27 protein-coding genes and 1 other RNA gene are annotated in these 25,452 nt (G+C 57.7%); 13 read left to right on the top strand and 15 right to left on the bottom strand.

Annotation, left to right across the window (positions count from 1 at the left end; genetic code table 11):
- Positions 1–34: 34 nt before the first annotated feature.
- From cmk to gyrA, 9 genes are all read right to left on the bottom strand, one after another.
- Positions 35–703 (bottom strand): (d)CMP kinase, encoded by a 669-nt coding sequence (cmk, locus tag ACN9MW_RS10100; RefSeq protein WP_426170421.1) that lies wholly within the window; start codon positions 701–703, stop codon positions 35–37.
- Positions 704–839: 136 nt separating this feature from the next.
- On the bottom strand, positions 840–2,171 hold the full coding sequence (gene aroA, locus ACN9MW_RS10095) for a 3-phosphoshikimate 1-carboxyvinyltransferase (RefSeq protein ID WP_426170420.1): 1,332 nt from the start codon (positions 2,169–2,171) through the stop codon (positions 840–842).
- A 9-nt stretch (positions 2,172–2,180) separates the two neighbouring features.
- Positions 2,181–3,179, bottom strand: coding sequence for a prephenate dehydrogenase (locus ACN9MW_RS10090; RefSeq protein ID WP_426170418.1), 999 nt, complete (start codon positions 3,177–3,179; stop codon positions 2,181–2,183).
- Positions 3,172–4,290 (bottom strand): histidinol-phosphate transaminase, encoded by a 1,119-nt coding sequence (gene hisC / locus ACN9MW_RS10085; RefSeq protein ID WP_426170416.1) that lies wholly within the window; start codon positions 4,288–4,290, stop codon positions 3,172–3,174. Before hisC ends, ACN9MW_RS10090 begins: the two co-directional genes overlap by 8 nt.
- 21 nt (positions 4,291–4,311) lie before the next feature.
- Positions 4,312–5,385 carry a prephenate dehydratase gene (pheA, locus tag ACN9MW_RS10080; protein ID WP_426170415.1) on the bottom strand — a complete coding sequence of 358 codons (1,074 nt, stop codon included), beginning with the start codon at positions 5,383–5,385 and terminating at the stop codon, positions 4,312–4,314.
- Positions 5,386–5,516: 131 nt separating this feature from the next.
- Positions 5,517–6,599: a 3-phosphoserine/phosphohydroxythreonine transaminase gene (gene serC / locus ACN9MW_RS10075; RefSeq protein ID WP_426170413.1), complete on the bottom strand. Its 1,083-nt coding sequence runs from the start codon at positions 6,597–6,599 to the stop codon at positions 5,517–5,519.
- Positions 6,600–6,610: 11 nt separating this feature from the next.
- Entirely contained in the window at positions 6,611–7,117 is a 507-nt protein-coding gene (locus ACN9MW_RS10070) for a DUF2059 domain-containing protein (protein ID WP_426170411.1), read from the bottom strand.
- A 10-nt stretch (positions 7,118–7,127) separates the two neighbouring features.
- The gene (locus ACN9MW_RS10065) at positions 7,128–7,652 is read right to left on the bottom strand and encodes a DUF2059 domain-containing protein (protein ID WP_426170409.1); all 525 of its coding nucleotides are present in this window, start codon (positions 7,650–7,652) and stop codon (positions 7,128–7,130) included.
- Positions 7,653–7,737: 85 nt separating this feature from the next.
- The gene (gene gyrA / locus ACN9MW_RS10060; protein WP_426170408.1) at positions 7,738–10,359 is read right to left on the bottom strand and encodes a DNA gyrase subunit A; all 2,622 of its coding nucleotides are present in this window, start codon (positions 10,357–10,359) and stop codon (positions 7,738–7,740) included.
- Positions 10,360–10,624: 265 nt separating this feature from the next.
- Between gyrA and ompA the strand changes: the two genes are divergently transcribed.
- The 8 genes from ompA to ACN9MW_RS10020 all read left to right on the top strand — a co-directional run bounded on the left by ompA (position 10,625) and on the right by ACN9MW_RS10020 (position 17,224).
- Positions 10,625–11,347 (top strand): outer membrane protein OmpA, encoded by a 723-nt coding sequence (gene ompA / locus ACN9MW_RS10055; protein ID WP_426170407.1) that lies wholly within the window; start codon positions 10,625–10,627, stop codon positions 11,345–11,347.
- 146 nt (positions 11,348–11,493) lie between these two features.
- Positions 11,494–12,189 carry a bifunctional 2-polyprenyl-6-hydroxyphenol methylase/3-demethylubiquinol 3-O-methyltransferase UbiG gene (ubiG, locus tag ACN9MW_RS10050; protein WP_426170405.1) on the top strand — a complete coding sequence of 232 codons (696 nt, stop codon included), beginning with the start codon at positions 11,494–11,496 and terminating at the stop codon, positions 12,187–12,189.
- 47 nt (positions 12,190–12,236) lie between these two features.
- On the top strand, positions 12,237–12,929 hold the full coding sequence (locus ACN9MW_RS10045) for an HAD family hydrolase (RefSeq protein WP_426170403.1): 693 nt from the start codon (positions 12,237–12,239) through the stop codon (positions 12,927–12,929).
- A gap of 84 nt (positions 12,930–13,013) precedes the next feature.
- Positions 13,014–13,988, top strand: coding sequence for a hypothetical protein (locus ACN9MW_RS10040; RefSeq protein WP_426170401.1), 975 nt, complete (start codon positions 13,014–13,016; stop codon positions 13,986–13,988).
- Positions 13,989–14,029: 41 nt separating this feature from the next.
- Positions 14,030–14,392, top strand: a transfer-messenger RNA (tmRNA) gene (gene ssrA / locus ACN9MW_RS10035).
- Positions 14,393–14,817: 425 nt separating this feature from the next.
- Positions 14,818–15,447, top strand: a complete 630-nt coding sequence (locus ACN9MW_RS10030) for a hypothetical protein (RefSeq protein ID WP_426170400.1) — start codon at positions 14,818–14,820, stop codon at positions 15,445–15,447.
- Between the two features lie 200 nt (positions 15,448–15,647).
- Positions 15,648–16,127 carry a hypothetical protein gene (locus ACN9MW_RS10025; RefSeq protein ID WP_426170399.1) on the top strand — a complete coding sequence of 160 codons (480 nt, stop codon included), beginning with the start codon at positions 15,648–15,650 and terminating at the stop codon, positions 16,125–16,127.
- A gap of 173 nt (positions 16,128–16,300) precedes the next feature.
- On the top strand, positions 16,301–17,224 hold the full coding sequence (locus ACN9MW_RS10020; RefSeq protein ID WP_426170397.1) for a hypothetical protein: 924 nt from the start codon (positions 16,301–16,303) through the stop codon (positions 17,222–17,224).
- Between the two features lie 116 nt (positions 17,225–17,340).
- Here ACN9MW_RS10020 and ACN9MW_RS10015 read toward each other — a convergent pair whose 3' ends face one another.
- The 5 genes from ACN9MW_RS10015 to ACN9MW_RS09995 form a co-directional block, all read right to left on the bottom strand.
- Positions 17,341–18,066 (bottom strand): hypothetical protein, encoded by a 726-nt coding sequence (locus tag ACN9MW_RS10015; RefSeq protein WP_426170396.1) that lies wholly within the window; start codon positions 18,064–18,066, stop codon positions 17,341–17,343.
- 19 nt (positions 18,067–18,085) lie between these two features.
- Positions 18,086–18,451, bottom strand: coding sequence for a hypothetical protein (locus tag ACN9MW_RS10010; protein ID WP_426170394.1), 366 nt, complete (start codon positions 18,449–18,451; stop codon positions 18,086–18,088).
- A complete protein-coding gene (locus ACN9MW_RS10005) occupies positions 18,444–18,995 on the bottom strand; it encodes a hypothetical protein (RefSeq protein ID WP_426170393.1) in 552 nt (183 codons plus the stop codon). Before ACN9MW_RS10005 ends, ACN9MW_RS10010 begins: the two co-directional genes overlap by 8 nt.
- Before the next feature lie 384 nt (positions 18,996–19,379).
- A complete protein-coding gene (locus ACN9MW_RS10000) occupies positions 19,380–20,909 on the bottom strand; it encodes a Fic family protein (protein WP_426170391.1) in 1,530 nt (509 codons plus the stop codon).
- A gap of 235 nt (positions 20,910–21,144) precedes the next feature.
- Positions 21,145–22,290: an alpha/beta hydrolase family protein gene (locus ACN9MW_RS09995; RefSeq protein WP_426170390.1), complete on the bottom strand. Its 1,146-nt coding sequence runs from the start codon at positions 22,288–22,290 to the stop codon at positions 21,145–21,147.
- 85 nt (positions 22,291–22,375) lie between these two features.
- Between ACN9MW_RS09995 and ACN9MW_RS09990 the strand changes: the two genes are divergently transcribed.
- From ACN9MW_RS09990 to ACN9MW_RS09980, 3 genes are all read left to right on the top strand, one after another.
- Positions 22,376–22,729: a gamma-glutamylcyclotransferase family protein gene (locus tag ACN9MW_RS09990; protein ID WP_426170389.1), complete on the top strand. Its 354-nt coding sequence runs from the start codon at positions 22,376–22,378 to the stop codon at positions 22,727–22,729.
- Between the two features lie 491 nt (positions 22,730–23,220).
- Positions 23,221–23,589, top strand: coding sequence for a hypothetical protein (locus tag ACN9MW_RS09985; protein WP_426170387.1), 369 nt, complete (start codon positions 23,221–23,223; stop codon positions 23,587–23,589).
- A gap of 57 nt (positions 23,590–23,646) precedes the next feature.
- Complete coding sequence (locus tag ACN9MW_RS09980; RefSeq protein ID WP_426170386.1) at positions 23,647–23,892, top strand: hypothetical protein; 246 nt, start codon at positions 23,647–23,649, stop codon at positions 23,890–23,892.
- On the opposite strand, the gene ACN9MW_RS09975 is transcribed toward ACN9MW_RS09980, so the two are convergent.
- A complete protein-coding gene (locus ACN9MW_RS09975; RefSeq protein ID WP_426170384.1) occupies positions 23,872–24,156 on the bottom strand; it encodes a HigA family addiction module antitoxin in 285 nt (94 codons plus the stop codon). The genes ACN9MW_RS09980 and ACN9MW_RS09975 overlap by 21 nt on opposite strands.
- Before the next feature lie 71 nt (positions 24,157–24,227).
- Between ACN9MW_RS09975 and ACN9MW_RS09970 the strand changes: the two genes are divergently transcribed.
- Both ACN9MW_RS09970 and ACN9MW_RS09965 read left to right on the top strand, forming a co-directional pair.
- A complete protein-coding gene (locus ACN9MW_RS09970; protein WP_426170382.1) occupies positions 24,228–25,019 on the top strand; it encodes a hypothetical protein in 792 nt (263 codons plus the stop codon).
- Positions 25,020–25,076: 57 nt separating this feature from the next.
- Positions 25,077–25,355 (top strand): hypothetical protein, encoded by a 279-nt coding sequence (locus tag ACN9MW_RS09965; RefSeq protein ID WP_426170381.1) that lies wholly within the window; start codon positions 25,077–25,079, stop codon positions 25,353–25,355.
- The last annotated feature ends 97 nt before the right edge of the window (positions 25,356–25,452 follow it).

The following is a 25,452-nucleotide window of genomic DNA, read 5'->3' as shown; positions in this document are numbered from 1 at the left end:
TCAACTGGGTTGAGGGTTGAACAAAAACAGCTATTTATTTATGGGCGGCGGCCCACCATTTCAACACCTGCTCGGTCGCTTCATCAGCGTTCATGGCAGACGTATCGAGGATGTGCGCCCCCTCTGCTGGCGCCAGCGGTGCAATGGCCCGGTTCATATCCCGGTCGTCGCGCGCTTTCAAATCCATCAGCAGGTCTTGCATACTAGCAGAAATTCCCTTTCCGATCAATTGCTTATAGCGACGATCGGCGCGCGCTTCGACGGAGGCGGTCAAAAACACCTTCAGGGGGGCGTGCGGGAAGATGACCGAGCCCATGTCGCGGCCGTCGGCCACCAGGCCTGGGGTCTTGCGGAAACTCAGCTGCAGGCCGTACAGGGCTTGGCGCACGGCGGGCAAAGCAGCGATTTTCGATGCAGTATTGCCAACTTCTTCAGCGCGGATGGCATCGGTGACGTTTTCCTGCGACAGGTAGATGGCGTCGCCAGCGAAATGGATGTTCAGGTGCTCGGCCAGCTTGGCCAGGGCGTGCTCGTCGTTCAGGTTGGTTTCGCGGCGCAGGGCCTGCAGCGCGGTCAGGCGGTACAGGGCGCCGGAATCGAGGAGGTGGAAGCCAAGCTTGTCCGCGACCTTGTGGGCCACGGTGCCCTTGCCGCTAGCGGTCGGGCCGTCGATGGTGATGACTGGGATGTTCGATGTTGGCATAAATTTAATCATTAAAACCGGTAAACCGTTGTCTGACCCACAGGGTCAGACACCTATGACACGGCAGCCGCAGGCCGAGTGTCAGACCCGGCGGGTCTGACACTGGTTTACCGGTTTTCCAGGTTTTGGCTAAAAGTTAAACGCTACCACGCTTAGCGATAGACGCAAACGCAGTGAAGTACTCAGGGAACGTCTTCGCGACGCATTTTGGATCATTGATGCGAACCTTGGCGCCCTGGCGGATGAACCCATCCAGGGAAGCCAGCGAGAAGCACATCGCCATGCGGTGGTCGTCATAGGTATCAATGGCAGCCGGCAGCAGTGTAGCCGGCGGCGTCACGGACAGCCAGTCGGCCCCCTCCTCCACCGTTGCGCCCAGCTTGCGCAGCTCGGTCGCCATGGCCGACAGCCGGTCGGTCTCCTTCACGCGCCACGAAGCGATATTGCGCAAGGTGGTCGTGCCCTCGGCATACAGCGCCGCCACGGCAATGGTCATCGCCGCATCCGGAATGTGGTTGAAGTCCATGTCGACCGCCTTCAGCGGGCCGGACGCGCTGGCTTCAATCCAGTTATCGCCCATGACAATGGTCGCGCCCATCTGCTCCAGCGCCTGCGCAAAGCGCACGTCGCCCTGGATCGAATCGCGGCCCACGCCCTGCACCCGCACCGGGCCACGGCCAATCGCGCCGGCAGCCAGGAAATAGGAGGCGCTGGAGGCATCGCCTTCCACATGGATGGTGCCCGGGCTCCTGTAGGTCTGGCCGGCCGGAATAGTGAACGACGACCAGCCATCCTGCTCGACCACACCGCCAAAGCGGCGGATCAGGTTCAGGGTGATCTCAATGTAAGGCTTGGAAATCAGTTCGCCTTCCACTTCGATGGTCACCGCATGCTCGCGCGCCATCAGCGGCGCCACCATCAGCAGCGCGGTCAGGAACTGGCTCGACACATCGCCGCGCACCTTCAGGCGCTGCGACTTGAACTCGCCAGTGCGGATGTGCAGCGGCGGGTAGCCCTTGTTCATCGTGTATTCGATATCGGCGCCGGCGGCGTTCAGCGCGTCGACCAGGTCGCCGATCGGGCGCTCGTGCATGCGGGGCACGCCGTGCACCTTGTAGTCGCCGCCGATCACGGCCAGCGCCGCAGTCAGCGGGCGGATCGCGGTGCCGGCGTTGCCCATGAACAGGTCGGCAGTGCGCAGCGGCCAGCTGCCTTTCACGCCCTGCACCACGTGCACGGTGCTCTCGCCTTCGCGATGCTCGGTCCATTCCACGCCCAGCGAGCGCAGGGCGGCCAGCATCACGGCGGTATCGTCGGAAGCCAGCAGGTCCATCACGCGGGTTTCACCTTCGGCCAGCGCGGCCAGCAGCAGGATGCGGTTGGAGATGGATTTCGAACCTGGCAGGCGCACCGTGCCCTCGGCGCGGGCGACCGGCAGCAGGTCGAGGTAATGCGGATAATCAGTCATGCGTGTTCCTTATTCTGCCGCCGCGTCTTTCGGCTGCGGCGGCTCAGCCGCCTCGATGGTCTCGATCCATTGCCGGCGCGCGCGCTGGGCGTTGGCGTAGGTCGCTTCAAGGGCGGCGGCGTCGCCAGCGGCAAGGCTGGCGCGCAAACGGGTTAATTGTGCCAGATATGCATCCAGCTCAGTCAGGAGTGCGGCCTGGTTAGCGAGGCTGATGTCGCGCCACATTTCAGGCGAGCTGCCGGCGATGCGGGTGAAGTCGCGGAATCCGCTGGCAGCATATTGGAACAGCAAATCCGAGTGGGGCTTGCGTTCGATGTCGTCTACCAGCGCGTAGGCCAGCAGGTGGGGAAGATGGCTGACGGCGGCGAACACTTTGTCGTGCTCTTCCGGGGTCAGGGTGTGGATGACGGCGCCGCAGGCTTTCCAGGCTTGCGCCACGCGCTCGATGGCGGCGGGGGCGTTCTCGGCCAGGGGCGTGAGGACGGTTTTTTTGCCTTTGTACAGGTCGACGATGGCGGCGTCGGGGCCGTTGGTTTCGCGGCCGGCGATGGGGTGGCCGGGGACGAATTGGCTGACTTTGTCGCCCATGACGGTGCGCGCGGCAACGACGACGTCGGATTTGGTGCTGCCGGCGTCGGTGACCACGGTGTTGGCGTCCAGGTGTGGCAGGATCGATGACAGGATACGGGCTGTTTGCGCGACTGGCGCGGCCAGCAGGATCAGGTCGGCGCCTTTTATTGCGTCTTCAAACCTGTAAAGCGGTGTCTGACCCGCGGGGTCAGACACCGGTATGCGGCCGTCGCGTATCGGTGCCTGACCCTGCGGGTCAGGCACCGGGTTACCGGTCTGGGCGGCCGAGTCGATGATGCCCAGCTCGAGCGCGCGCGCCAGAAACCCCTCCGAGCGATCAACGCCAACAATATGCCGAGCAGCGCCAGCCTGCTTCAGCCCTCGCGCAAACGAGCCGCCGATCAGGCCAACGCCAAAGATGACGACCTTGTTAAGCACGATCCTCCGCCAGCGCCTTGCGCAGCGCAGAAATCAGCACCGCATTCTCTTGCGGCAGGCCGATGGAAATACGCAGCCACTGCGGCAAGCCGTAATTGCCCACCGGGCGCACGATCACACCCTGCTTCAGCAGCGCCAGGTTGATGCGCGCGCCAGCCGCGTCATCGGAACCCACGCGCACCAGCACGAAGTTACCGTACGAAGGCACATACTCCAGCCCCATATCCTTGAATGCTTCCACGAACTGCTCGTAGCCCGCGGTATTGTTGGCAGCCGACTTCTCCAGGAATTCCTTGTCGTTCAGCGCCGCAATCGCAGCAGCCTGCGCCAGCGAGTTGACGTTGAACGGCTGGCGGATGCGATTCATCAGGTCGGTCACTTCGGGCTGCGCCAGCGCAAAGCCCACGCGCAGGCCCGCCAGGCCATAGGCCTTGGAGAAGGTACGCGACACCAGCAGGTTCGGGTACTTCTTGACCCAGGCAGCCGACTCGTACTGGTCTTCCTTCTTCAGGAATTCGTTGTAAGCTTCGTCCAGCACCACGACAACGTGCGCCGGAACCTTCTGCAGGAAAGCTTCGATCTCGGCGCCGGACACGAAAGTGCCGGTCGGGTTGTTCGGGTTGGCGATGAACACCAGCTTGGTATCTGCCTCAATCGCGGCAGCCATCGCATCCAGGTCGTGGCCATGGTTCTTGGCCGGCACCACGATATGGCGCGCACCAATGCCCTGGGTCGCCAATGCGTACACGGCGAACGAGTACTGCGAGTACACGACGGACTGGCCGCGCTCAACGAAGGCGTGTGCAGCGATTTCCAGGATATCGTTGGAGCCGTTGCCCAGCGTGATCCAATCCATCGGCACGTCATAGCGCTTGGACAGCGCCATCTTCAGGTCGAAAGCGTTGGCATCCGGGTAGCGGCCCAGCTCCGCGGCGGCAGCGGCCATCGCCTTCTGCGCCGATTCCGGCACGCCGAACGGGTTTTCGTTCGATGCCAGCTTGACGATGGATTCTTCTTTCAGGCCAAATTCGCGCGCCACTTCGGAGATAGGCTTGCCCGCCTGGTAAGGAGCGATTGCACGAACGTATTCAGGGCCGTAAGTCTTGGACATGTTTCTAATCTCTTTTAAAGGTCAGGTGAGGCTGGTCGGGTAAGAGCCCAGCACTTTGAAGAAGGCAGCATTGTCCTTGAGTTCAGCCAATGCCTTTGTCACGGACGGGTCTTGTACGTGCCCTTCCACGTCTACATAAAAATAGTATTCCCAGGTGCCGATGCGGGCCGGGCGCGACTCGAAGCGCGTCATCGACACGCCATGCTTGGCCAACGGAGCCAGCAACTGGTACACGGCGCCGGCCTTGTTCGGCACTGCCAGCACCATCGAAGTGTGGTCGCGGCCGGACGGATTGGTCTGCAGGCTGCCGATCACCACGAAGCGGGTGCGGTTGTGCGGGTCGTCCTGGATGTGGGCGTTCACCACGCCCAGTCCATATTGCGCGCCGGCGTGTTCGCTGGCGATGGCAGCGATGGTCGGGTCGTCGCCCGCCATGCGTGCCGCTTCAGCATTCGAGGCCACGGCGCGGCGCTCGATGTGCGGATAATTCTGGTTCAACCAGACCTGGCATTGGGCCAAGGCCTGCGAATGGGCACAGATCACCTGCACGCCTTCCATGGTGCCGGTCTTGGTCATCAGGCTGTGATGGACCGCGATGGCGATCTCGCCGGAGATCAGGCAAGGTGTGGCCAGCATCAGGTCGAGGGTGCGGTTCACGGCGCCTTCGGAGGAATTCTCGACCGGCACCACGCCGAAATCGGCGGTACCGGCTTCCGTCGCGCGGAACACTTCGTCGATGGAGGCGCAAGGGATGCCATCCACTGCTGTGCCGAACTGGGCGTACACCGCCTGTTCGCTGAAGGTGCCGGCCGGGCCGAGATAGGCCACGGTCACGCGGCGCTCCAGTGCGCGGCATGCCGACATGATTTCGCGGAAGATGGTCTGCACTTCGCGTGCACCCAGGGGGCCAGGGTTGCGGTCGGCCACGCCGCGCAGCACCTGGGCTTCGCGCTCGGGACGGAACACGGGCGCGTTGGTTTCGGCCTTGACGTGGCCGACTTCCTGCGCCACTTTGGCGCGCTCATTGAGCAGCGCCAGGATTTGCGCGTCGATCGAATCGATCTTCTCGCGGAGGGGTTTCAGTTTGTCTGTCATTAGTTTGCGTTCACTTTTGTGCTGGCTTAAACCGGTAACCCGGTGCCTGACCCGCAGGGTCAGGCACCTCCGGCCTGCGGCGGCTGCGTATAGGTGTCTGACCCCGTGGGTCAGACACCGGTTTGCCGGTTTTAACGGCCAGCAAATTCGTTCAAATAATCGACCAGCGCTTGCACGCCCTCGATCGGCATCGCGTTATAGATCGACGCCCGCATACCACCGACGGACTTGTGGCCCTTCAGCTGCAACAGCCCGCGCGCCTTCGCACCGGCCAGGAATGCTTCATTTTTCGATTCGTCGCGCAGGTAGAACGGGATGTTCATGCGCGAACGGTATTCTTTTGCGACGCGATTCTGGTAGAACTCGTCGGCGTCGAGTGCGTTGTACAGCAGCTCGGCTTTCTCAATATTACGCTTTTCCATGGCAGCCACGCCGCCCTGCTTCTTCAGCCACTGGAACACCAGGCCGGCAATATAAATGCCGTAGGTCGGTGGCGTGTTGTACATCGATTCATTATCCGCCACGTTCTTGAAGTCGAAGGCGGATGGGCAGAATGGCAGCGCCTTGCCGATCAAGTCATCGCGCACGATAACCACGGTCACGCCGGCCGGACCGATATTCTTTTGCGCGCCGCCGAAAATCACGCCGTACTTGCTGACGTCCACCGGACGCGACAGGATGTGGGACGACATGTCGGCCACGATATCGGTATCGCCCTGCGCGGTCGGCACAAAGTTGAATTCAACGCCGTCGATGGTCTCGTTGGTGCAGATGTGCAGGTAGGACGCGCCCGGCGTGAGCTTCCAGTCCTTCTGGTCCGGCACGCGGTCGAAGCCGGTAGCCTGCGACGAGGCAGCCACATTGACGCGGGCATAGCGCGCCGCTTCCTTGATCGACTTGCTGGACCAAGAGCCGGTCTGCACGAAATCGATGGTGCTGTCGGCGCCGCCGCACAGGTTCATCGGCAGCACGGCATTCTGCGACAGGCCGCCGCCCTGCATGAACAGGATCTTGTAATTGTCCGGCACGGCCAGCAGCTCGCGCAGGTCACGCTCGGCCGCTCTATAGATCGAAATGAATTCCGGACCGCGGTGGCTCATCTCCATGACGGACATCCCACTACCCTGCCAGTCAAGCATTTCAGCGGCCGCCTGTTGCAGCACTTCCTTAGGCAGCACGGCCGGGCCGGCGGAGAAATTGTAGATGTTCGTCACTTCGATACTCCTCACTTCGTTTGTTCGACAATGCGCTTGGCGCGCTCCTGCACCAGCTTTTGTGCAGCCTGTGCGCTTTCGCCCATCAGGACAGGCATGACTTCCAGCGATTTCTTGCCGGCCGGGCTGCGGTAGAAAGCCGTCAATGCCTTCACTTCATCTTGCGTGAAGTGACGCGTGTACAGCGGCACCACCTGGTTGTACAGCTCGTCGACCAGTTTCGGATCGTTCAGGTCCTTTTGCAGCGCGATGGTGATGGCCGGCATGCGGCGCTCCACAGTCGCCAGTTCCGCCTTGCGCTGCTCCTCGCTGAGTTTGGGATTATTGCGCGCCATCGTTTCCGCACGCATGCGCAGGATCTGCGGAAGCGTCTTCGCCAGGTTTTGCAGCGAAATAGCCATGTTGGCGCGGGCGCCAGTCGTTTCCATCAGCTCACGGACCGATGCTTCGCTTGCCGGGGCGGCATGGACTGAGGCGGCGAAAGCGAATACTGCAGCTGCAAAGGCGATCTTCTTCATGCTTGCTCCCTTATTTATAACGGAACTGCTCCATTGCCTTCTGAATGCGCGGCATGGTCACGCGCTGGCCAATCGCCATCGATTCTGCCATCACTTGCGGCATCAACTGCATGCTCTTCATGCCGACCGGCGTGCGGTAGTAAGCCGCGATCTGTTTCAGTTCGTCGGCAGTGAAATGGCGCGAGTACAGCGCGATCATTTCGGCTTCCATATCCGCCATCAGGCCCGGATCAGTGAAAACGCTGTTCAGTATTTCAGTCATTTTCGGCAATTGCGCCTGCAGCTGCTGCAGCTTTTCCTTGCGCTGCGCCTCGGTCAGGGTGGTGTCGGCCTGGATCGTGGCTTCGATCTGCTGGCGCATGATGCCAGGCAGGGTCTTCGACATCTGCTCCATCGATGCCTTCCACATGGTGCGGTAATTCATTGCGTCCAGCAGTTCGCGCACTGCGGCGGCATTGGCCGGCGCCGGTTCGGCAGCGAATGCGCCCTGGGCCAGGGCGAGGGAAGCGATCAAGGCTACGACGATTTTCTTCATTGCTTATCCGTTTTTCGAATTTGGTCGTTGAAAAAACTAACGGGCCCGGCCTGATCACTCAGACGGGGCCCGTTGCGGGTCGGCCTTATTCGGCCGCGTCGCCGTTTTCGGCTTCCGCTTCAGGCTCGTCGGCGTCTGCCTCGACGATCCGCTGCAAGCCCGAGAGCTTGGTGCCATCCTCCACCGCAATCAGGGTCACGCCCTGGGTCGCGCGGCCCATCTCGCGGATCTCCGATACCCGGGTGCGGATCAGCACACCGCCGGTCGTGATCAGCATGATCTCGTCGGTTGCCTGCACCAGGGTTGCCGCCACCACCTTGCCGTTACGCTCGGAGGTCTGGATCGCGATCATGCCCTTGGTGCCGCGGCCGTGGCGGGTGTACTCGGTGATCGGGGTACGCTTGCCGAAGCCGTTCTCGGTTGCGGTCAGCACCGACTGCTGCTCGTTCTCTGCCACCAGCAGCGCGATCACGTTCTGGCCTTCTTCCAGGTTCATGCCGCGCACACCGCGCGCGGTACGGCCCATCGGACGCACGTCGTTTTCGTCGAAGCGCACTGCCTTGCCGGCGTCGGAGAACAGCATCACATCGTGCTTGCCGTCGGTCAGCGCAGCACCGATCAGGAAGTCGCCTTCGTCCAGGTCGACCGCGATGATGCCGGCCTTGCGTGGATTGGAGAAGTCCTTCAGCGGGGTCTTCTTCACGGTACCCAGGCTGGTCGACATGAAGACGTAATGGTCTTCCGGGAAGGTGCGGTTTTCGCCGGACAGCGGCAGCACCACGGTGATCTTCTCGTTATCCTGCAACGGGAACATGTTCACGATCGGCTTGCCGCGCGAAGTGCGCGAGCCTTGCGGCACTTCCCATACCTTCAGCCAGTACATGCGGCCGCGGTTGGAGAAGCACAGGATGTAATCGTGGGTGTTGGCGATGAACAGCTGGTCGATCCAGTCTTCATCCTTGGTTGCCGCCGCCTGCTTGCCGCGGCCGCCACGCTTCTGGGCGCGGTATTCGGACAGCGGCTGAGCCTTCATATAGCCCATGTGCGACAGGGTCACCACCATGTCCTGCGGCGTGATCAGGTCTTCGGTTTCCAGATCGGTCGCGTTGTTCTCGATGTTCGAGCGGCGCGGGTCCTTCTCGCCGAACTCCAGTTTGGAAGCGTTCAGTTCGTCGGTGATGATGGCGGTCACGCGCGAAGGCTTGGACAGGATGTCCAGCAGGTCGGCGATCAGGGCCATGACGTCCTTGTACTCGTTGACGATCTTGTCCTGTTCCAGGCCGGTCAGGCGCTGCAGGCGCATCTGCAGGATTTCGCCCGCCTGTTCGTCGGACAGCTTGTACAGGCCATCGGACTGCAGACCGTAGTGCTTCGGCAGGTGCTCAGGACGGAAGGCTTCGATACCGCCCTGGCCTTCTTCGCCGGTACGCTTCAGCATTTCGCGCACGATGGACGAATCCCAGCCGCGCGCCATCAGTTCCTGCTTCGCGATCGGCGGCGTCGGCGCCGCCTTGATGATGGCGATGAAATCGTCGATATTGGCCAGTGCAACCGCCAGGCCTTCCAGCACGTGGCCGCGTTCGCGCGCCTTGCGCAATTCGAATACGGTACGGCGGGTCACCACCTCGCGGCGGTGCGACAGGAAGGTGGCCAGCAGGTCCTTCAGGTTCATCAGCTTCGGCTGGCCGTCCACCAGGGCGACCATGTTCATGCCGAAGGTGTCCTGCAACTGGGTCTGCTTGTACAGGTTGTTCAGCACCACTTCCGGCACTTCACCGCGTTTCAGCTCGATCACCACGCGCATGCCCGACTTGTCGGACTCGTCGCGGATGTCGGAAATGCCTTCCAGCTTCTTGTCGCGCACGTTTTCGGCGATGCGCTCCAGCAGGGACTTCTTGTTGACCTGGTATGGCAGCTCGTCCACGATGATCGCGGTGCGGCCGCCTTCCTTGCCGTATTCCTCGAAGTGGGTCTTGGCGCGCATGACCACGCGGCCACGGCCGGTGCGGTAACCATCGCGCACGCCGGACACGCCGTAAATCGTGCCGCCGGTCGGGAAGTCCGGCGCCGGGATGATCTCGATCAGTTCATCGATCGAGCAATCCGGGTTGGACAGCACGTGCAGCGCGCCGTTGATCACTTCCGTCAGGTTGTGCGGCGGGATATTGGTCGCCATACCCACTGCAATACCGGAGGAACCGTTGATCAGCAGGTTAGGAATCTTGGTCGGCAGGACGGTAGGCTCTTTCTCCTTGCCGTCATAGTTGGGCGCGAAATCGACGGTTTCCTTGTCGATGTCGGCCAGCAGTTCCTGCGAAATCTTGTCCAGGCGGCACTCGGTATAACGCATCGCCGCGGCGTTGTCGCCGTCGATGGAACCGAAGTTACCCTGACCGTCGACCAGCATATAGCGCAGCGAGAAATCCTGCGCCATACGCACCAGCGTGTCGTAAATCGACGCGTCGCCGTGCGGGTGGTACTTACCCATGACTTCACCCACGACACGGGCGCATTTCACGTAAGGACGGTTCCACACGTTGTTCAGTTCGTGCATCCCGAACAGGACGCGGCGGTGTACTGGCTTCAGACCGTCACGAGCGTCCGGCAGAGCTCGACCAACGATCACGCTCATGGCGTAATCGAGGTAGCTCTTGCGCATCTCTTCTTCGAGGGAAATTGGGATTGTTTCTTTTGCGAATTGATCCATTGGCGGGTCGATCTATAGTGTCCAGGCGTACAAGCCTGCGATTTTAGCATGGCGCCAAGGCGGCCGGACGAAAGTCATCTGGTTGACACAAATGCACCTTATTATGACCGCTGCGTTGCAACAAAACAACATTTTGGTCAGATACGCGAAACTGCCCTTTTCCCCCAGTTTTGATGCGGTTTTGCAAAATATGGCAAAATGGTCGAGAAACTAATGAAAAAGCTAGTTTTATTTGCGTGACACCCCGTTTAAGGAAAAGACCAATATGAAGAAAATCCTCGCCACCGTGTTTGCTGCGTCTTCCGTTCTGGCCGGCCCTGTGCTAGCACAAGACAAGCCAACCGCTCCTCCGTTCGCACCAGTAACCCAGGACATCAAGGCCGCGACGCCAAAGAGCGCCTATGTGCAGGATGCCCGCGGCGTCATCGCCCGCAATCCGTTCGGCCTGTGCTGGCGCACCGGCTACTGGACCCCGGCCGATGCCGTGCCAGGTTGCGACCTGCCGCTCTGCACCCCACCGGAAGAGCTGAAGGATGGCAAGTGCGTGCTGCCACCTCCGCCACCAGCACCAGAGCAGCCGCCAGTCGCCGTACCGCCAGCCGCAACCCCGGCAGCCCCGACCGCAGTACCGACCGCTGAGAAAGTTTCCTTCGCAGCCGACGCCTTCTTCGACTACGACAAGGCCGTGCTGAAGCCAGAAGCGAAAGAAAAGCTGGACGAACTGGCTGGCAAGCTGGACGGCATCAACCTGGAAGTGATCATTGGCGTCGGCCACACCGACTCCATGGGCACCGACCAGTACAACGACAAGCTGTCGCTGCGCCGCGCAGAAGCCGTCAAGGCATACCTGCTGAGCAAGGGCGTTGAAGCCAACCGCGTGTACACCGAAGGCAAGGGCGAGAAACAGCCAATCGCGGACAACACGACCGCCGAAGGCCGCGCCAAGAACCGCCGCGTGGAAATCGAGGTTGTTGGCACCAAGAAGTAATTCCCGGCGCTAAAGCGCTAATACTGCCCCGCCTCGTGCGGGGCTTTTTTTTTGAACCGGTAAACCTGGGTCTGACCCAAGGGTCAGACCCAGATTCACCGGTTTTGTGCTTGGGCACCAGAAGAATCTAAAGTATCATCCGCCCTATGAACGCCGACCCATTAGAACTGCAAAAATTCAGCGAACTGGCCCATCACTGGTGGGACCCCACGTCCGAATTCAAACCCCTGCACGAGATCAATCCGCTGCGCCTGGAATGGATCAACGCCCGCGCCCCGCTGGCCGGGAAGAACGTGATCGACATCGGCTGCGGCGGAGGCATCCTGTCCGAGTCCATGGCCCGCAAAGGCGCCAAGGTGACCGGCATCGACCTGTCCGAAAAAGCCCTCAAAGTAGCCGACCTGCACAGCCTGGAATCCGGCGTACCGGTACGCTACAAGCTGATCGCCGCCGAAGAAATGGCAGCCCAGGAAGCAGGCCAGTACGACGTGGTCACCTGCATGGAAATGCTCGAACACGTGCCCGACCCTGGCGCCATCGTGCGCGCAGCAGCCGCCTTGGTAAAGCCGGGCGGCCACGTCTTCTTCTCCACCCTGAACCGCAACCCCAAGGCCTACCTGTTTGCGGTGATCGGCGCCGAATACCTGCTGCGCATGCTCCCCAAGGGCACGCACGATTATGAAAAGTTCATTACTCCAGCCGAACTGTCGCAATATGTGCGCACTGCTGGACTGCAAGTAGATGCCTTGAAGGGCATGGGCTACAATCCGCTCACCAAGGTCTACTCCCTGAACAACGACACCAGCGTTAATTACCTGGTGGCCTGCACCCGCCCCGCATAAAGCCAGGCGGCCTGCGCGCCGCCTGCTTCGAAAGCCCCTTCCCTACCATGAGCCTGTTCCCAGCCCCGCGCGCCATCTTGTTTGACCTGGATGGCACCCTGGCCGACACCGCGCCCGACCTGGCCGCCGCAATCAACCTGCTGCGCACCGTGCGCGGGCTGGAGCCGACGCCGTACGAGGTGCTGCGCCCACAGGCATCGCACGGCGCCCGCGGCATGATCGGCGTATCCTTCGGCCTCAAGCCGCAGGACGAAGGCTTTGAAGAACTGCGCGACGGCTTCTTCACCAATTACGAAGCGGCGATGGCAGTGCACAGCACCCTGTTCGACGGCATTCACGAACTGCTGGCCGGGATTGCCGAAGCCGGGCTGCGCTGGGGCATCGTCACCAACAAGCCAGCCCGCTTCACCGACCCGCTGGTGCCGCAAATCGGCCTGGAACTGGCAAGCTGCGTGGTCTCCGGCGACACGACTCCCCACGCAAAGCCGCACCCCGCCCCATTGCTGGAAGCCGCTTCCCGCCTTGGCCTGGCGCCGGAAGAATGCTGGTACGTCGGCGACGACCTGCGCGACATCCAGGCCGGCCATGCCGCCGGAATGCGCACCGTCGCCTGCCAGTGGGGCTATTGCGGCGCGGTCGAACCCGCAGCCTGGGGCGCCGACCACCTGCTGGCCTCACCGGCCGACTTGCTGGACCTGATTCGCGCAACCGTACCATCCCCGACACCGTTGGCAGCCTAGAAACTACGTTATCACTTGCCCAACGGCAATAAATTTCTATACTATAGTCAGTAGCGATTACAGAAAAGGGCAACTGGAGATTTTATGGACGGGGACGACAACATCGAGACGGCGCTCCCACCGCGCAGCAGCGCGCCGCAGGTCTGGGATGCCTCCGTTGCCGAGAGCCGCTTCTACTGGTACGACCTGCTGGTCAACGACCCGCTCGAGCCCGACTTCCGCGCCCCGATCGGCCGCTACCAGCGCCGCATGCAGTTCGCGCTCGATGCGACCATGGAAAAGCAGCTGCTGTTCTTCGTCGTCTCCCGCCCGCGCCTGCGCTTCGACATCAAGAAAGGCACGAGCTGGGGCTTCTTCGGCCTGAAACTGACCGTACCCCTGCTGGCCGGCACCGACAACCGCAAGGAATCGCTCACGATCGAGCTGGAAGTGCCGTTTGAAGCGACCTTCAAAAAGCCGATCGTCACCTTGCACGACAAATACATCACGCTGAACTGGGGCGCGCTGACGGAATGCTATTCCGCGCACGACCTGCTGCAGAAATTCCCGAACGACCTGAAGTACGAAAGCACGGTGGAATACGTCGGCATCACGCGCGATCAGCAATCGCGCCTGGCCAAGGGCCGCCTGCCGTCCGTCAACCGCATCGTGGAAGAAAATGACGGCGCGCGCGACACCTTCCTGCTGATCAAGCGCATGGATGTGAAAGTGGAAACCGCAACCCAGGACCCGCTCGGCGAAGCCACCACCCGCTCGCACGTCGAAGTCATGGAAGGCGCGCTGATCCGCTACTTCGAAGGCGAAAAACCTGCCCACCACGGTACTATCGAAAGCAACAACCGGCGCAACCGCGTGGAGCAGTTGGTCGAGACTTACCAGCTGCAGAGCCTGACCGTCGACCTCGGCTTCAAGGAAGCCGACAGCTTCCACGACCTGAAGTCCGCCAACGTGCCAGTCTCGCGCCGCCACCTGGTCGAATTCACCTTCGGCCCCGGCGGCGAGATCCACGCCAATCGCCTGCCCGAGGATGCCCGCCCGCTGGTTTCGCTCGAAGAGTGACGCGGCGGAAAAGATTCATGTAAAATAGAGCTTCCTTCTGTGGGGACGACCTGGTTTCGACGTGGGTTGCAAAGCAGAACAGGGCATACCGAGGGCTGGTCACCTCGTAAATACATCCAGAAACAAACTAACTGCAAACGATAACTCGTACGCACTGGCAGCTTAATCGCTGACCTGCCCGACAACACCTCGCCCTTCGGGTGTGGCCGCAAGGCCGTGTTGGGTCATTTAGAAGGGATCGAGCTACGAGGGTTCACTTCGAGTAGCTCTAAATCTAAGGTGAATCGCTTGTCCGGAACGTGCACATCCGTGCCGTACAGGTTAAATTAAATGATAGTGCTAAGTATGTAGAACTGTCTGTAGAGTGCTTGCGGACGCGGGTTCGATTCCCGCCGTCTCCACCACCGAACAAAAAAATTGGGCTCCAAGCGCAAGCTTGGGGCCCAATTTTTTTGTTCGTTAGCGCAGAGTTGGCGGGACTCGAATCCGCGTCCGGTACGGGCGCGGGGTGGAGCGCGGGTTTCGGCTCGCATGCGAGCCGCGCGCGGAACGACGTCCGCTTGCAAGCGGACGGCTCTTCGATTCGCCCATTCTCGAAATCGCGCAGCGATTTTGCGCCGCGTCAGCGGCTCACGGCAAGCTCAACCGTAATGCGTCTCCAACCTCCGGCAAAAACCCTCTGCGTTGATGCATCACATACGTGCCAGAAAATTTACGCGTATTTATAGGCATCTAGACTGTGCCTCGGTGTCCGAAAGTCAGATCAGGCACCGGTTCATGGGTCGTATTGCAATGTAAACTCATGCTTACGTTTTGGCTTGGAGGTCGAATGGAGCGTCTTGGTAAAGTGGTTTACTTCTTCCTACTGACTACAATCCTATTTACTTGCTGCCTTTCGATTGCCCTAATCTTGACATGCGTTAGTGGCATTTCAGAGCTTTCAAGTTGGGCGCAGGCGATAGGAGGAATCGGCGCAATTGTCGCTGCATTCATGATTGGAAATGCGCAGTCATCGGCTGCATTCGAAGCTCTAGAGAGAGCTAATGAGATGAATCTGGTAAGGGAGTTTCGCGCCTTGTTAGCAGTGTCCTCCGAGCTGGCCAAGTTGAGCCAAAGGGCCGCTGGTATCCTTGATACGCGAGATGAGCTGGCTATTGCGATGACGATTCCTGAATGGGAGCTGCCCCTTGATACGCTATTGGCGGAACTTCGTGAAATTACGGGACGAGAATTTTACGAGCAGGATGTTCTCTCTAAAGTTATCGAATTGAAGGTCAGTGCTGCATATCTAAAAACAGCATTGACCAAAGTACCTGACGCCTCTAATTTGCTTTTTAGGGAATCCAATGTCAACAAATTCGATGACGTTGTAAGCACTGTTCATATGAACGCAGATGCAATTTCTCAGACGACTCAAGGCATTGAGAGACTCTTCAAGAAATTAAATTCAGGAGGTTGAGAGACCCATCGTGCGTGCCGTTGAGCGAGAGCTATTGAGTGGCTTAGCGGGTTGCTGGCTAGAAGATCATCGCCGCTCGACTGGCCGTACCCCCTCTGGCGGAACCCCATCTTAAGACAGGCGTTTACAACCGCTTGTTCAAATGATAGATTTTGCAAGCATTTTCCCGATACTGTAATCCAATCTGAACAGGATTTTTCATGGATATGGCTCTCACAATGGCCGCGTACAACGGCCTTAAATTTGCCAAAGACAGTTTGACAACGCTTGTGCAAGGCAAGGTTGAGATCGAATCTCAGGCGAAGATAATTGAAGCCCTTGAAAAGCTAGGGCCAGTTCAAGATGCACTTTTCGAAATGCGTCAAGATATTTTCGATCTGCAAACTGAAAATCAACGACTCAAGAGCGCGCTTGAGCAAAGCAAGAAATGGGATGATAAGTTAGCCAACTATGAATTGGTTATGACCGATGGCGGTGCTGTAGCGCATCGATTCAAAGGAAGTCCATTGCATTATTTGTGCCCTAGCTGCATAAATAAGAAGCAGCCTGAGATTTTGCAAGATAACCGAAACCTTAGCGGTAAATTCAGGTGCACCGCTTGTAATGCCGAGTATCCGATTAATCCGCGAAAATCGATACCAGTCGAACCAATTCGCAGAAGCGCCAATCCTTATGTGTAGGTCCAAACTTGACCTGACACTGACTGTCAGATGGCATAGAGTGCTCCTTGTTCCAGAAACGGCCTAAACAGTCGGTCGATTATCTTACCCGAGAGCCCATGGCACAGGCAGTCGCCAGACCTTATGCATATCTCCAAATAGAATAGTTCATTATAGATTTTAGGATCATCACCTTGGATACTCCAAACCCGCGCAGCAATTGGTTCGTTCGCTCACTAATTGTGGCCTTCTGCATTTTTCTTTCGACGCTTGTCGTTTATCGCTTCTTCTACATCGACCCAAAGGCGGAGATCTCAAGTGGACTACTGGTTTTGCTTGCCTTCGTACTTGTTCTAATCCTGAGTGAGTTATTTGATAATTTCTCGCTAGGAAAGCTCTTGACGATGTCGCGCACGATCAAGGAGAAAGAAAAGCAAACATCCGAGCTTAAGAAAGAAAACACAGAGCTTAGAAGCCAGCTCATCACCATCTCTACAAGCGTCTCTCAGCGACAAACGAGCACTAACATTTTTGGTATGCCCGATGGCATGGTTGAGCTCCTCACTGTCAAGAAAGCACAGGCGGATGAGATCGCAGCAAAGCAAACTGATGAAGCATCGCCGCCGCCCGTGACACAATTGATGTCAGAGCGGCAGTTCGATAGAGCCAAGGCGGAGAGCTTCGCAGTCCAAAAATTCGTATCAATGAATAATCTACAAGCATTTAACCTTATCTTGGATGCCAAGCTCTCCACCCAGCTTTCCGGTATTGATCCAATCACTGACGTTACCCCAATTTTTGATGCCTATATCAATGCAAACGATGCCGAGGTTTTTGTGGAAGCGCGACAAGCGCAGTTTGCAACGTTAGCATTCAGAGACCGGCTATACGTGATGCTAAATAAGATTCATCACTATAAGATGCTCAAGAAGGCGAATGCCTATTTAGCATTAGTGCTGGTACATCTTCCAGAGCCGTCTATGAGTCGTCCAATTGATTATTATCTGGATCGTCTGCAGCGAGAGTTTGAACCGGCAATAACTTCTGGTTTGCTGCGTATTCAAGTCTTAGAACCAAATGCAGATGAATTGAAAGACCTCCGCCGGACTAACGAATAGCAGCGCCCACGGTCCGGCAAGGGGCGAAGCTGTCTCCCAACCGACACTCGATGTCAGATCAAATTTGAGTCAGTACACCTTATGGCTGGTGAGGATGCCGCCTGCGCCAAGCGTTCCTATGTCTTTTTGATTGGATTACCGTCCGGGTCAAATTGCCAAACTGTACAGCATCGCCGTAAGTCACCGATCTTAAGCAATATCTCGCGATGGTTTGCCAGTTTGTGAACTTCTTTGTGATCATTTGCGACTAGCCGTAGGCTCGTGTTTTCAAATGACAGGGCATTGTTTAGCCCGAAGGCGATCCTGTATTCCTTTTGCTTTTCGTAGTGTTTGGTCTTTGAAAGTGCAATCCTATCGGGGAATGCCCACTCAATTCCGACATTATCGCTAGGATCGTAATACCTGACAGCCGCATGTATGAGGTTCTTATTTTTGATTGCTGAACGACGCTGCAAGGCTGCCCGAATACCGGCGATCAACATTGCTGGATTATGAATTTCGATGCAGGTGTTTGCACCGAAATCATGCGCTAGGTCCGCAGACAGCGACGTACTCAGACAAAAGACCATGATGTCGTCAGTTTGCACAGTCGATTCGAACGAACCATTAAAAACCAAAGACTCCCCACTATTCACCTTTGTCAGGGTGAGTCCTTCGGGCTTATTGTGCAGCCTGGTACCCTCATGCTTGTCGCCCCTTACTTGTTGCTCTTCGTAGGCTTTGAAGTACGAGAGGGAGCGAAATAGCAGTCCACCACTTCGTAAGAAGCCATCTACGTACTGCTCAGGAATGTACTTGTAGATTGTCGGTATTCGAGCATCGGGCAGAGGTTGGTGTTTCAAGATAGCACGCTAGGTCAGGCTAAAAAGGATCACCATCCGAAATAATGTCGTCGAGAACTTCATTCATTCCGAACTCCTTTTCTTGCAACAATGTATAGAGTTCAGCAAAACTGGCTACGGCCTCTTTAGTACCAATCTCATCGGTACGGTATCTGACCATGCTGATGTTCTCCCAATATTCATTTGCCGCCCGATCCAAAAGTTGATCGATGTCAGGTGATGAAGGGTAATACCAGAGGAAATATATTCCTTCCTTATTTTTAGTCATCGACCACGTATATTTACTCTTGTATTTAAAGAATAGTTCTTCTTGGTATGCCTCAACTGCAGAAATAAGGTCGGGATTGCTTACCATGGCATTGACAGCTTGAACAATTTTACTCATGTTCGACACTCACATTATGTTCCATCGAATTAACTTGAATATTACGAAGAATTTCTCGCACTTCGGCCACCATCGATCTTTTAGACGGCTCTGTTAGGCGGGACTTTACTGCAAATGCTTCTAGGCGGGGGGCAAGGTCGGGCGCGGCATTTTTGAGCCGTTTATTCCCACGAATCTGCCCTGCAAGTTCTTGGAGAATGTTTCGTATTTCTGGCAAATCCGATGACTCGTTGGCGTTGTATTCGTTGAGCCGATCTAGCTTACCTCTTAGATCATTCAATGTGGTTTGGAAGCTCCAATTTAGCAACAGCTTGACCGCAGTCGAGATCTCTTTTCCTTTGCGGAAGAATATCCACAAAGCAATGCTACCTGTAGCGATTGTCAGCGAATTGGCGATGACTGACACTATATCGGATAAGGTTTTGAAGTCCATTGATGCCATTGACAGTAAGTTTATATCAATGAGACCACAAAGCATGATTGTTGGCAATGGCATTGGCAATTGCCTGAGCAGGTGGGTATTAGTTGCCTCTGTAAAAGACATGGGAGATCAGGACTAAGCCGAACTAGAGCGAACTTTTTGCCTAACAGAGCCTGGCTTTCGCCATGGAGACGCAACAATTAGGCCAGTCAGCCATAGAGAAGGTGGCCGATTGGTTGTCGTATGGGTTGCCTGTTTAGCGATTGTTGTCCCGTACACGCTTGCGAACGAGTTACCAGCAGCCCCTAACATTTGATGGGCCACTGTGACAGAAGTTAGCGAATTCACCCGCATGTAGATGCCGCTAGCATCGTCTTGTCAGCCTTTGAAGCTCGATACAAGCGGATTGGCTACAATCCAAGACATAAAGCTAAAGCCCGGTTGGATCAAACTGACGAAAATCTCCCGCGACAGGCTGGTCCGCATGATCTGTAAATGGGCGCTGACTTATGCAGTCAATTCGTGGCCGCCATCAAGATTCAACAGCATGTACTGAACTGGCGACTCTTCCAGCGCATTCGTCTTTTTCAAAAGCTCAATAAGGATATCCAGATTTCCATAGTCGAACTGCGCGCACCACCGAGCCATCTTGGCAAGGCATCGTACGAAGTCGACTGGCTCGCTATCCCGAGTCAGCTTCCGAACGCAATCAATGTACTGCGGGTGGAATAGCGTCGGGATGATGATGCGGTGTAGCCCGACTCGCGAGAGCTCGGCATTCATGACCAGCCTTGAAAGCCGGCCATTTCCATCATCGAATGGATGAACTTCCGAAATGAGGAATGCGTAGAAAACAGCACGGGCAAAGCCTTCCGCGACTGATAGCGCAATGCGAGATCCTTCTTCCAGCGTTCCTCGGACATGCGACGGACTGACGAACTGCGTCGTCCCCGCAAAGTTTGCCTGGCCCTTGATCACACCGGGATGCGCCTCCGGCCGCATCCGAAGCATCTCGCTATGCCATTGCTCCAGGCCCGGCAGGAAGTCTTCCCCGGCAACCGGTGGGCTATGACGGTAGGGCGCTTCCAACGCAAGACGGAAAACACCAAGGATGTCGTGGGAATCCTTCGGCCGGTTCTCCACTATCCGCTGATTCACGACGATGTCGCGCGCATCCTCAATTGCGAACTTCGTGCCTTCAACATAGTTCGAAAAGTAGGACTCGATAAACGCTGCATTATGCCTTGCTGTCCCGCGAGGAATGGCATCCTCAATACGAGGCAGATGCGCACCGCGCAGGTAGTCTGCCAGCTCGTTGAAGCGTTCAATGCGCTCTTTGTCTACAGGCTTACCCATAGCGACCTGCATGCCTTCCCGCGTCTTCAACTCACCGCGCTGATGCGTTCCAAGTAGCGCCCCGATGAGGTGCCGCAGGGTCTCCCCTTCCTCCTGGAGGCCGAGGCTGTGCGCCAACGAGGCGGCTTCGTCGCGGATAGAGTTCAGCGCCTTCTCGCCAGATGAATTCAGGGTAGTGATAAGCCGAAGCTCGACCTCTTCCTGTCCTGCCTTGATCGAAGTCTTGCGACCGAGATTTTCCAATAGTGCGCGTGTACGCCCTGCGAAATGCAAACCTGATTGGCTGAGCACCATGTCACCAGCCAGATTGCCTGAACCATTTCGGATTTCCAAAGTGAGGCCGGGCAGTTTGACGCTGCGCCGCGTGAGGGTCGGGTGTGAGATGACAAGCGTGCCTGCACTCGGGCCGCCATGCAGGGCACTCGAATGGGATACGACTCCCCCAGGAACCACGACGCCGCCGACTGCAGCCCAGTTGGCGCGCACGCGGCGTTCAACCTCCGCCTCTCCGCCATCGGCTTTGACGTACAGGCCCTTATAGACCCTGGCCACCTCGCCGCCTTTTGCGAGCCGTTCAATTCGCTTGCGCTCGCCAGGCGATAGCTGGGCAGCTACGTAAAGGTCCGGTTGCGATGTGACTGGATCGCGGGAGCTGGTTTTAGCTTGAATAGGTGCATTCATTTGTATGCGCCTTGAGTGTCGTTTTCCCTCTCAATTTTGGCACATATGGAGGCAGATTGTCGTTTTCGCTCGCAGAATTGTCAAAAATGTCGTTTTCCCTCTCACAATTGCGAGTATCCCCTCCAACATTCGGCCGCTTGTCGTTTTCCCTCGCATTTTCCTGCTCATCAAGAGCAATTTGTCGTTTTCGCTCGCAATTTAAGGGTGTTTTGTCGTTTTCCCTCCCAGAATCCGCTTACAGTCCGCATGCCTCAACTGCATAAGCGCTCAGATTCGCACGACCTTCCAGCGTCAGATTCTTCGCGAAGAAGCAGGCATATGGGCGGTTGGTCGCTTGATCAACGTACAGGTACCCGGTCGGCACGTTGTACGCGATGTCGAATTTCGAAGCCGGCTGGGTTGGTGAGAGCGCCTTGAATGCCAAGTGCAGTTTCAAGCCGAAGTTCGGATGATGGAAGTCAAAGCATCCCTCCGGATAAGCACAGCTGCCGTTCTGCGCAGGCAGATGAAGGGGCACGACTGTCTGCAGCGACTGGTCAGTCGGCATGCGCTCATAACGCATCGCGATGGGTGGGTCGTCGGTGGAGATTTCGTTGATCGCACTACCCGGCTGGTGGAAGTTTGCGTAGAGCTCATCGAATGTCGGCCAACCGTCCGAGTGGATAAAGGTCTCCTTGACCTGGTCTTTCTCGTAGCTGGTTTGCGCCTGCACCGCATACACGGCCCTGACACGCGAAGACTTGGTCTGGTACGGGAACGGGCTCTGGTCATCGGCCAGGTTCTTCGACAAGGCATTCATCAGCCCAAGCGTGCCGCGTGACTGTCCGACGATGAAAATATTCGTGCCATCAATGCCGAGCATGCCGGAGCGGTGCCGCGCCCATTGCACCGCGCGTGCGATGTCCGTATTGGGGATATCGAGATTGGGCGGTTGGCCGTACCTCTGGCTCGCAACCGGGTGCCGGAATTCGACCGACATGAACGCGAAGCCCAGCGCCAGCGCGGGCGTCACCAGCTTGGAATAAAGGTCGCCCTGCTGCGGCAGGTTATCGGTCATGCCGTTCGGATGCGCCCAGATGATCAAGGGCAGCCTTTGCGATGCAGGCAGTGAAGCAGGTCGATAGAAGTCGAAGCGCTGGTCCAGCGTAACGTCGTAAGCACCGGCTGGCGACTTCTCCTCCCACGCTGTGCCCTCGGCATAGCAGATGTCCCTGGCTACTGTGGCCTGGGTTCCCTGTGTTTGGGCGTAGCTGGAAAGTTCGGCTTCTGTGCTGATCTTGCGGCATGGTTCTGCGGCTGCGAAGCCTGCGGAGGCCATCAGCAGCAGGCCGCTGAACACACGCAGGAATGATCGGTAACGTGGCTGGATATCTTGTCGCATTCTTTGCTCCGGTATTGGTGTTTGAATGGTGGACAGCCGCGTTACATTATCATTAAAACAATTCAATGTTCGCATCGGAGGCGAGATGGAAAAGTTTGAGAGGCTGTTTTCTTATGGGACGCTGCAACAGGAAGACGTTCAGCTTGCAACGTTTGGGCGCAAGCTTGAAGGCATGGCGGACAAGTTGAACGGGTATAAGCTCCGGCTGCAGAAGATCGATGATCCTGCCGTGGTTGCGACGAGCGGCAAGACGCACCATCCGATCATTTCGCGCAGTCGCAGCGAGGAGGATGCTGTCACGGGTTCGGTACTCCTTGTCACACCTGAGGAGCTACGACAAGCGGACTCGTACGAGGTGGCAGCGTATCGTCGGCACAGCGTCACGCTGGCATCCGGAACTGTTGCGTGGGCTTACGTCGACGCCCGCGACTTAGGCTGAAGCCACCAGCCATTGAGCAAGCTCAATCGAACCGATTGACTCACGCGTATCCTGGGTCTACTGCAGACCAGGGATACCACAATGGCACTCGACGGTCCGATGAAATGGCTCATCTTCGAAGGGCTGCTCCCAATTTTCGGCGCTGGCGTCCTTTATAGCCTATGGGGCCTGTTGATCGCCATAGCGAGAGGGTCTTGGAAACCGGCATTTGCTTGGCGTGAAGCGGTTGATCCGCTAGGTTAGCTTTACGGTGCATTAATCATTGCAATTCAGGCTTCTATCAGAAGTGCGGTCGGAAGGGCCGAACGTTCACTCCTAACATGGGGGTGTATGATTGGTGCAGGATTTTGTCTAATGCTATTGCTGGCTGCAATGAATCAACGCGGGCAAGCTTCAGGCTGGCAACCTCGACTGCCGCTCAAGGTCTTCGCAAGCCTCTTGGTCATTGGAGTACTAACTTTAGGCTATTTCGCACAAGAGGGAGCTTAAACATGACCGAGAACGATACTGAAAATCGGCAATACATCCTAATGAAGCTACGTGACCGATTCGCGACGAATCGCTCCAATGTCAGCATTTCGGAGAACGAGGCAAAGCTCCTTGAAGAAGCAATCATTTGCATGGAGGAGAGAGAAGCGAAAACGGTCCACAACTCTCCTTCGCCGCAACGCAAGCCATTCTTTTTGTCGATAGCGACCATACTTGCCGCTGCTGGCTCTTTTGGGTTACCTGTCATCGCATTTTGGCAAACGTCGGCCACACCTGCACTCATCGCAAGCGCCATAGGCCTGCTGGTCGGCATCGCCGCAGTCAAACTTGATCCTGGCTACAAAGGCTATTGGCTGCACGATGTGGACTGACGCACAGACCACACCAACTCGCGCACAGTAGCCTAAGCGCTTGGTCGAGGAGGCAGCGTGGAAAAACGAAGTCACCAGGAACGACGCAACGACAGCGGCACTGCCGAACGTTTTGACATGGCAGTGCGCACAGCCCTGGCTTTCGACCAGGGCGCAGCATATACCTACCTTGCCCTGTGCGGCGTGGAGCACATGCTGATCCGCTCCTTCGCCGAGCGCTTCCCTACGCAAGTTCGCTCGGTCGCATCCCTGCCCTGGCACTCCAGCGACCGCCGCGGCGATTCAATGCAGCGTGCGTTTTAGCGCGCGCCGCCCTTTTAGCAAGGCCCGGCGCGTGTCATAGGTGGTTTGCAGGTTGAGCCAGAACTCCGGCGTGGTGTCGAAATAGCTGGCCAGTTGCTGGGCGGTGGCGGGCGAAATGCTGCGCTCCTGCCGCACGATGCCAGTCAGGTAGCCGGGTTCCAGGTGCAGCACGCCTGCCAGCGTGCTCGCGGTCAGCCCCATTGGGTCCATGAATTCTTCCAGCAAGACTTCGCCCGGATGGATCGGGCGCATAGTGGTTTCCATAGTCGCCTCCTTCCATAAGATTCTACTCTGCCCAGCCTGCCGCTGTACTGTTGGCTTAGAATAGTAGCAGTATGAAATGCATAGCTTTCATTGCGGCTGCTCTCCTCGCATTCGCTGCCAACACCGTGCATGCCGCCTGCGGCACGATCCGTTACGCCTACCCCGACCAGCACCGCCCCCCATATTGGCTGGGCAATGGCCCCACCGTGCCCAATCCGCCCGGCGCCAACGTTGATTGGATCCGCGAGTTTGCCGCCAGCGGTGGCTGTGCGATCGAGCTGGTGCGACTGCCGGTGATGCGCTTGCGCAGCTCGCTCATCAGCGGCGCCGTGGACTTCGTGCCGGTCGACATCACTGCCGACGGTCAGCCGGGCATCGTGATCCCGCGCGATGCACAGGGCAAGCCAGACACCAAGCGCGCCACCACCCTGGTCGTGGCCGCCTTCGTGCGCGCCAAAGATGGCTATCCGCGCGACCTCGACCCGTTGGAAATGGTGCGCGGCAAACGGGTGGGCGTGATGTTTGGCTCGTCCTATGCGGTGCGGCTGGAGAAGGCCGGCGCCGTCATCGACCAGGGCGCCCCCACTGTCCCGAGCAATTTTGAAAAGCTCCAGCTTGGCCGCATCGATGCCTTTGTGGTGCCGATGCTCACCGCGACGGACCTCGACAAGTATGTGGCCGACCGCTACAAGGGCCAACTGGTCCGGTTGGAGAAACCCGTGCTCAAATCCTTTAACTGGATCGCAACCAATACCGCCTATTACGAGGCCCACCGCCACGACGTCGATACGCTCTGGAACTGGATGGGCACCGAGGGCAACAAACGCTTCAACCTGCTGCTCCGCAAGTACACCGAGAACTAGGAGATTCCTCCCCGCAGGCCTACAATGAACTTTGGCCCTAGCTACAAGGAGGCAATCATGTCCACACTCAACAAGGGACGCAGCCTGGCGCAGCAAACCCACGATGGCACCAGCAGCATTGCGACCATGGGCGACGGCTGCACTGGCCGCCGCAACCTGTCGCAATCCCAGCAAGGCAACCAGCAATCGGCCGGCACGGCCGGCCGTACCGACGACCTGCTATCCGGCTGTGTCGATGAGGACGAACGCGAGCACGGTTTCCAGACCGGTCCGCAATATCGGCAAGGCGACGCGCGGCAAACCGGCCCCGATACCGTCCGCCGCAGCGAACGCTAATTCTTAATCCAGTACAAGATTTACTGTTGAACAAATTTCCTGGGTGGCGCATAATTGAGAATGATAACAATTCTCATTACGCAGCCACTTAGGAAAT

The sequence above is a fragment of the Pseudoduganella sp. R-34 genome (assembly GCF_049904655.1).
In the GTDB taxonomy this organism is placed as follows: Bacteria; Pseudomonadota; Gammaproteobacteria; order Burkholderiales; family Burkholderiaceae_D; genus Rugamonas.
This window is presented reverse-complemented; position numbering and strand designations above follow the sequence as displayed.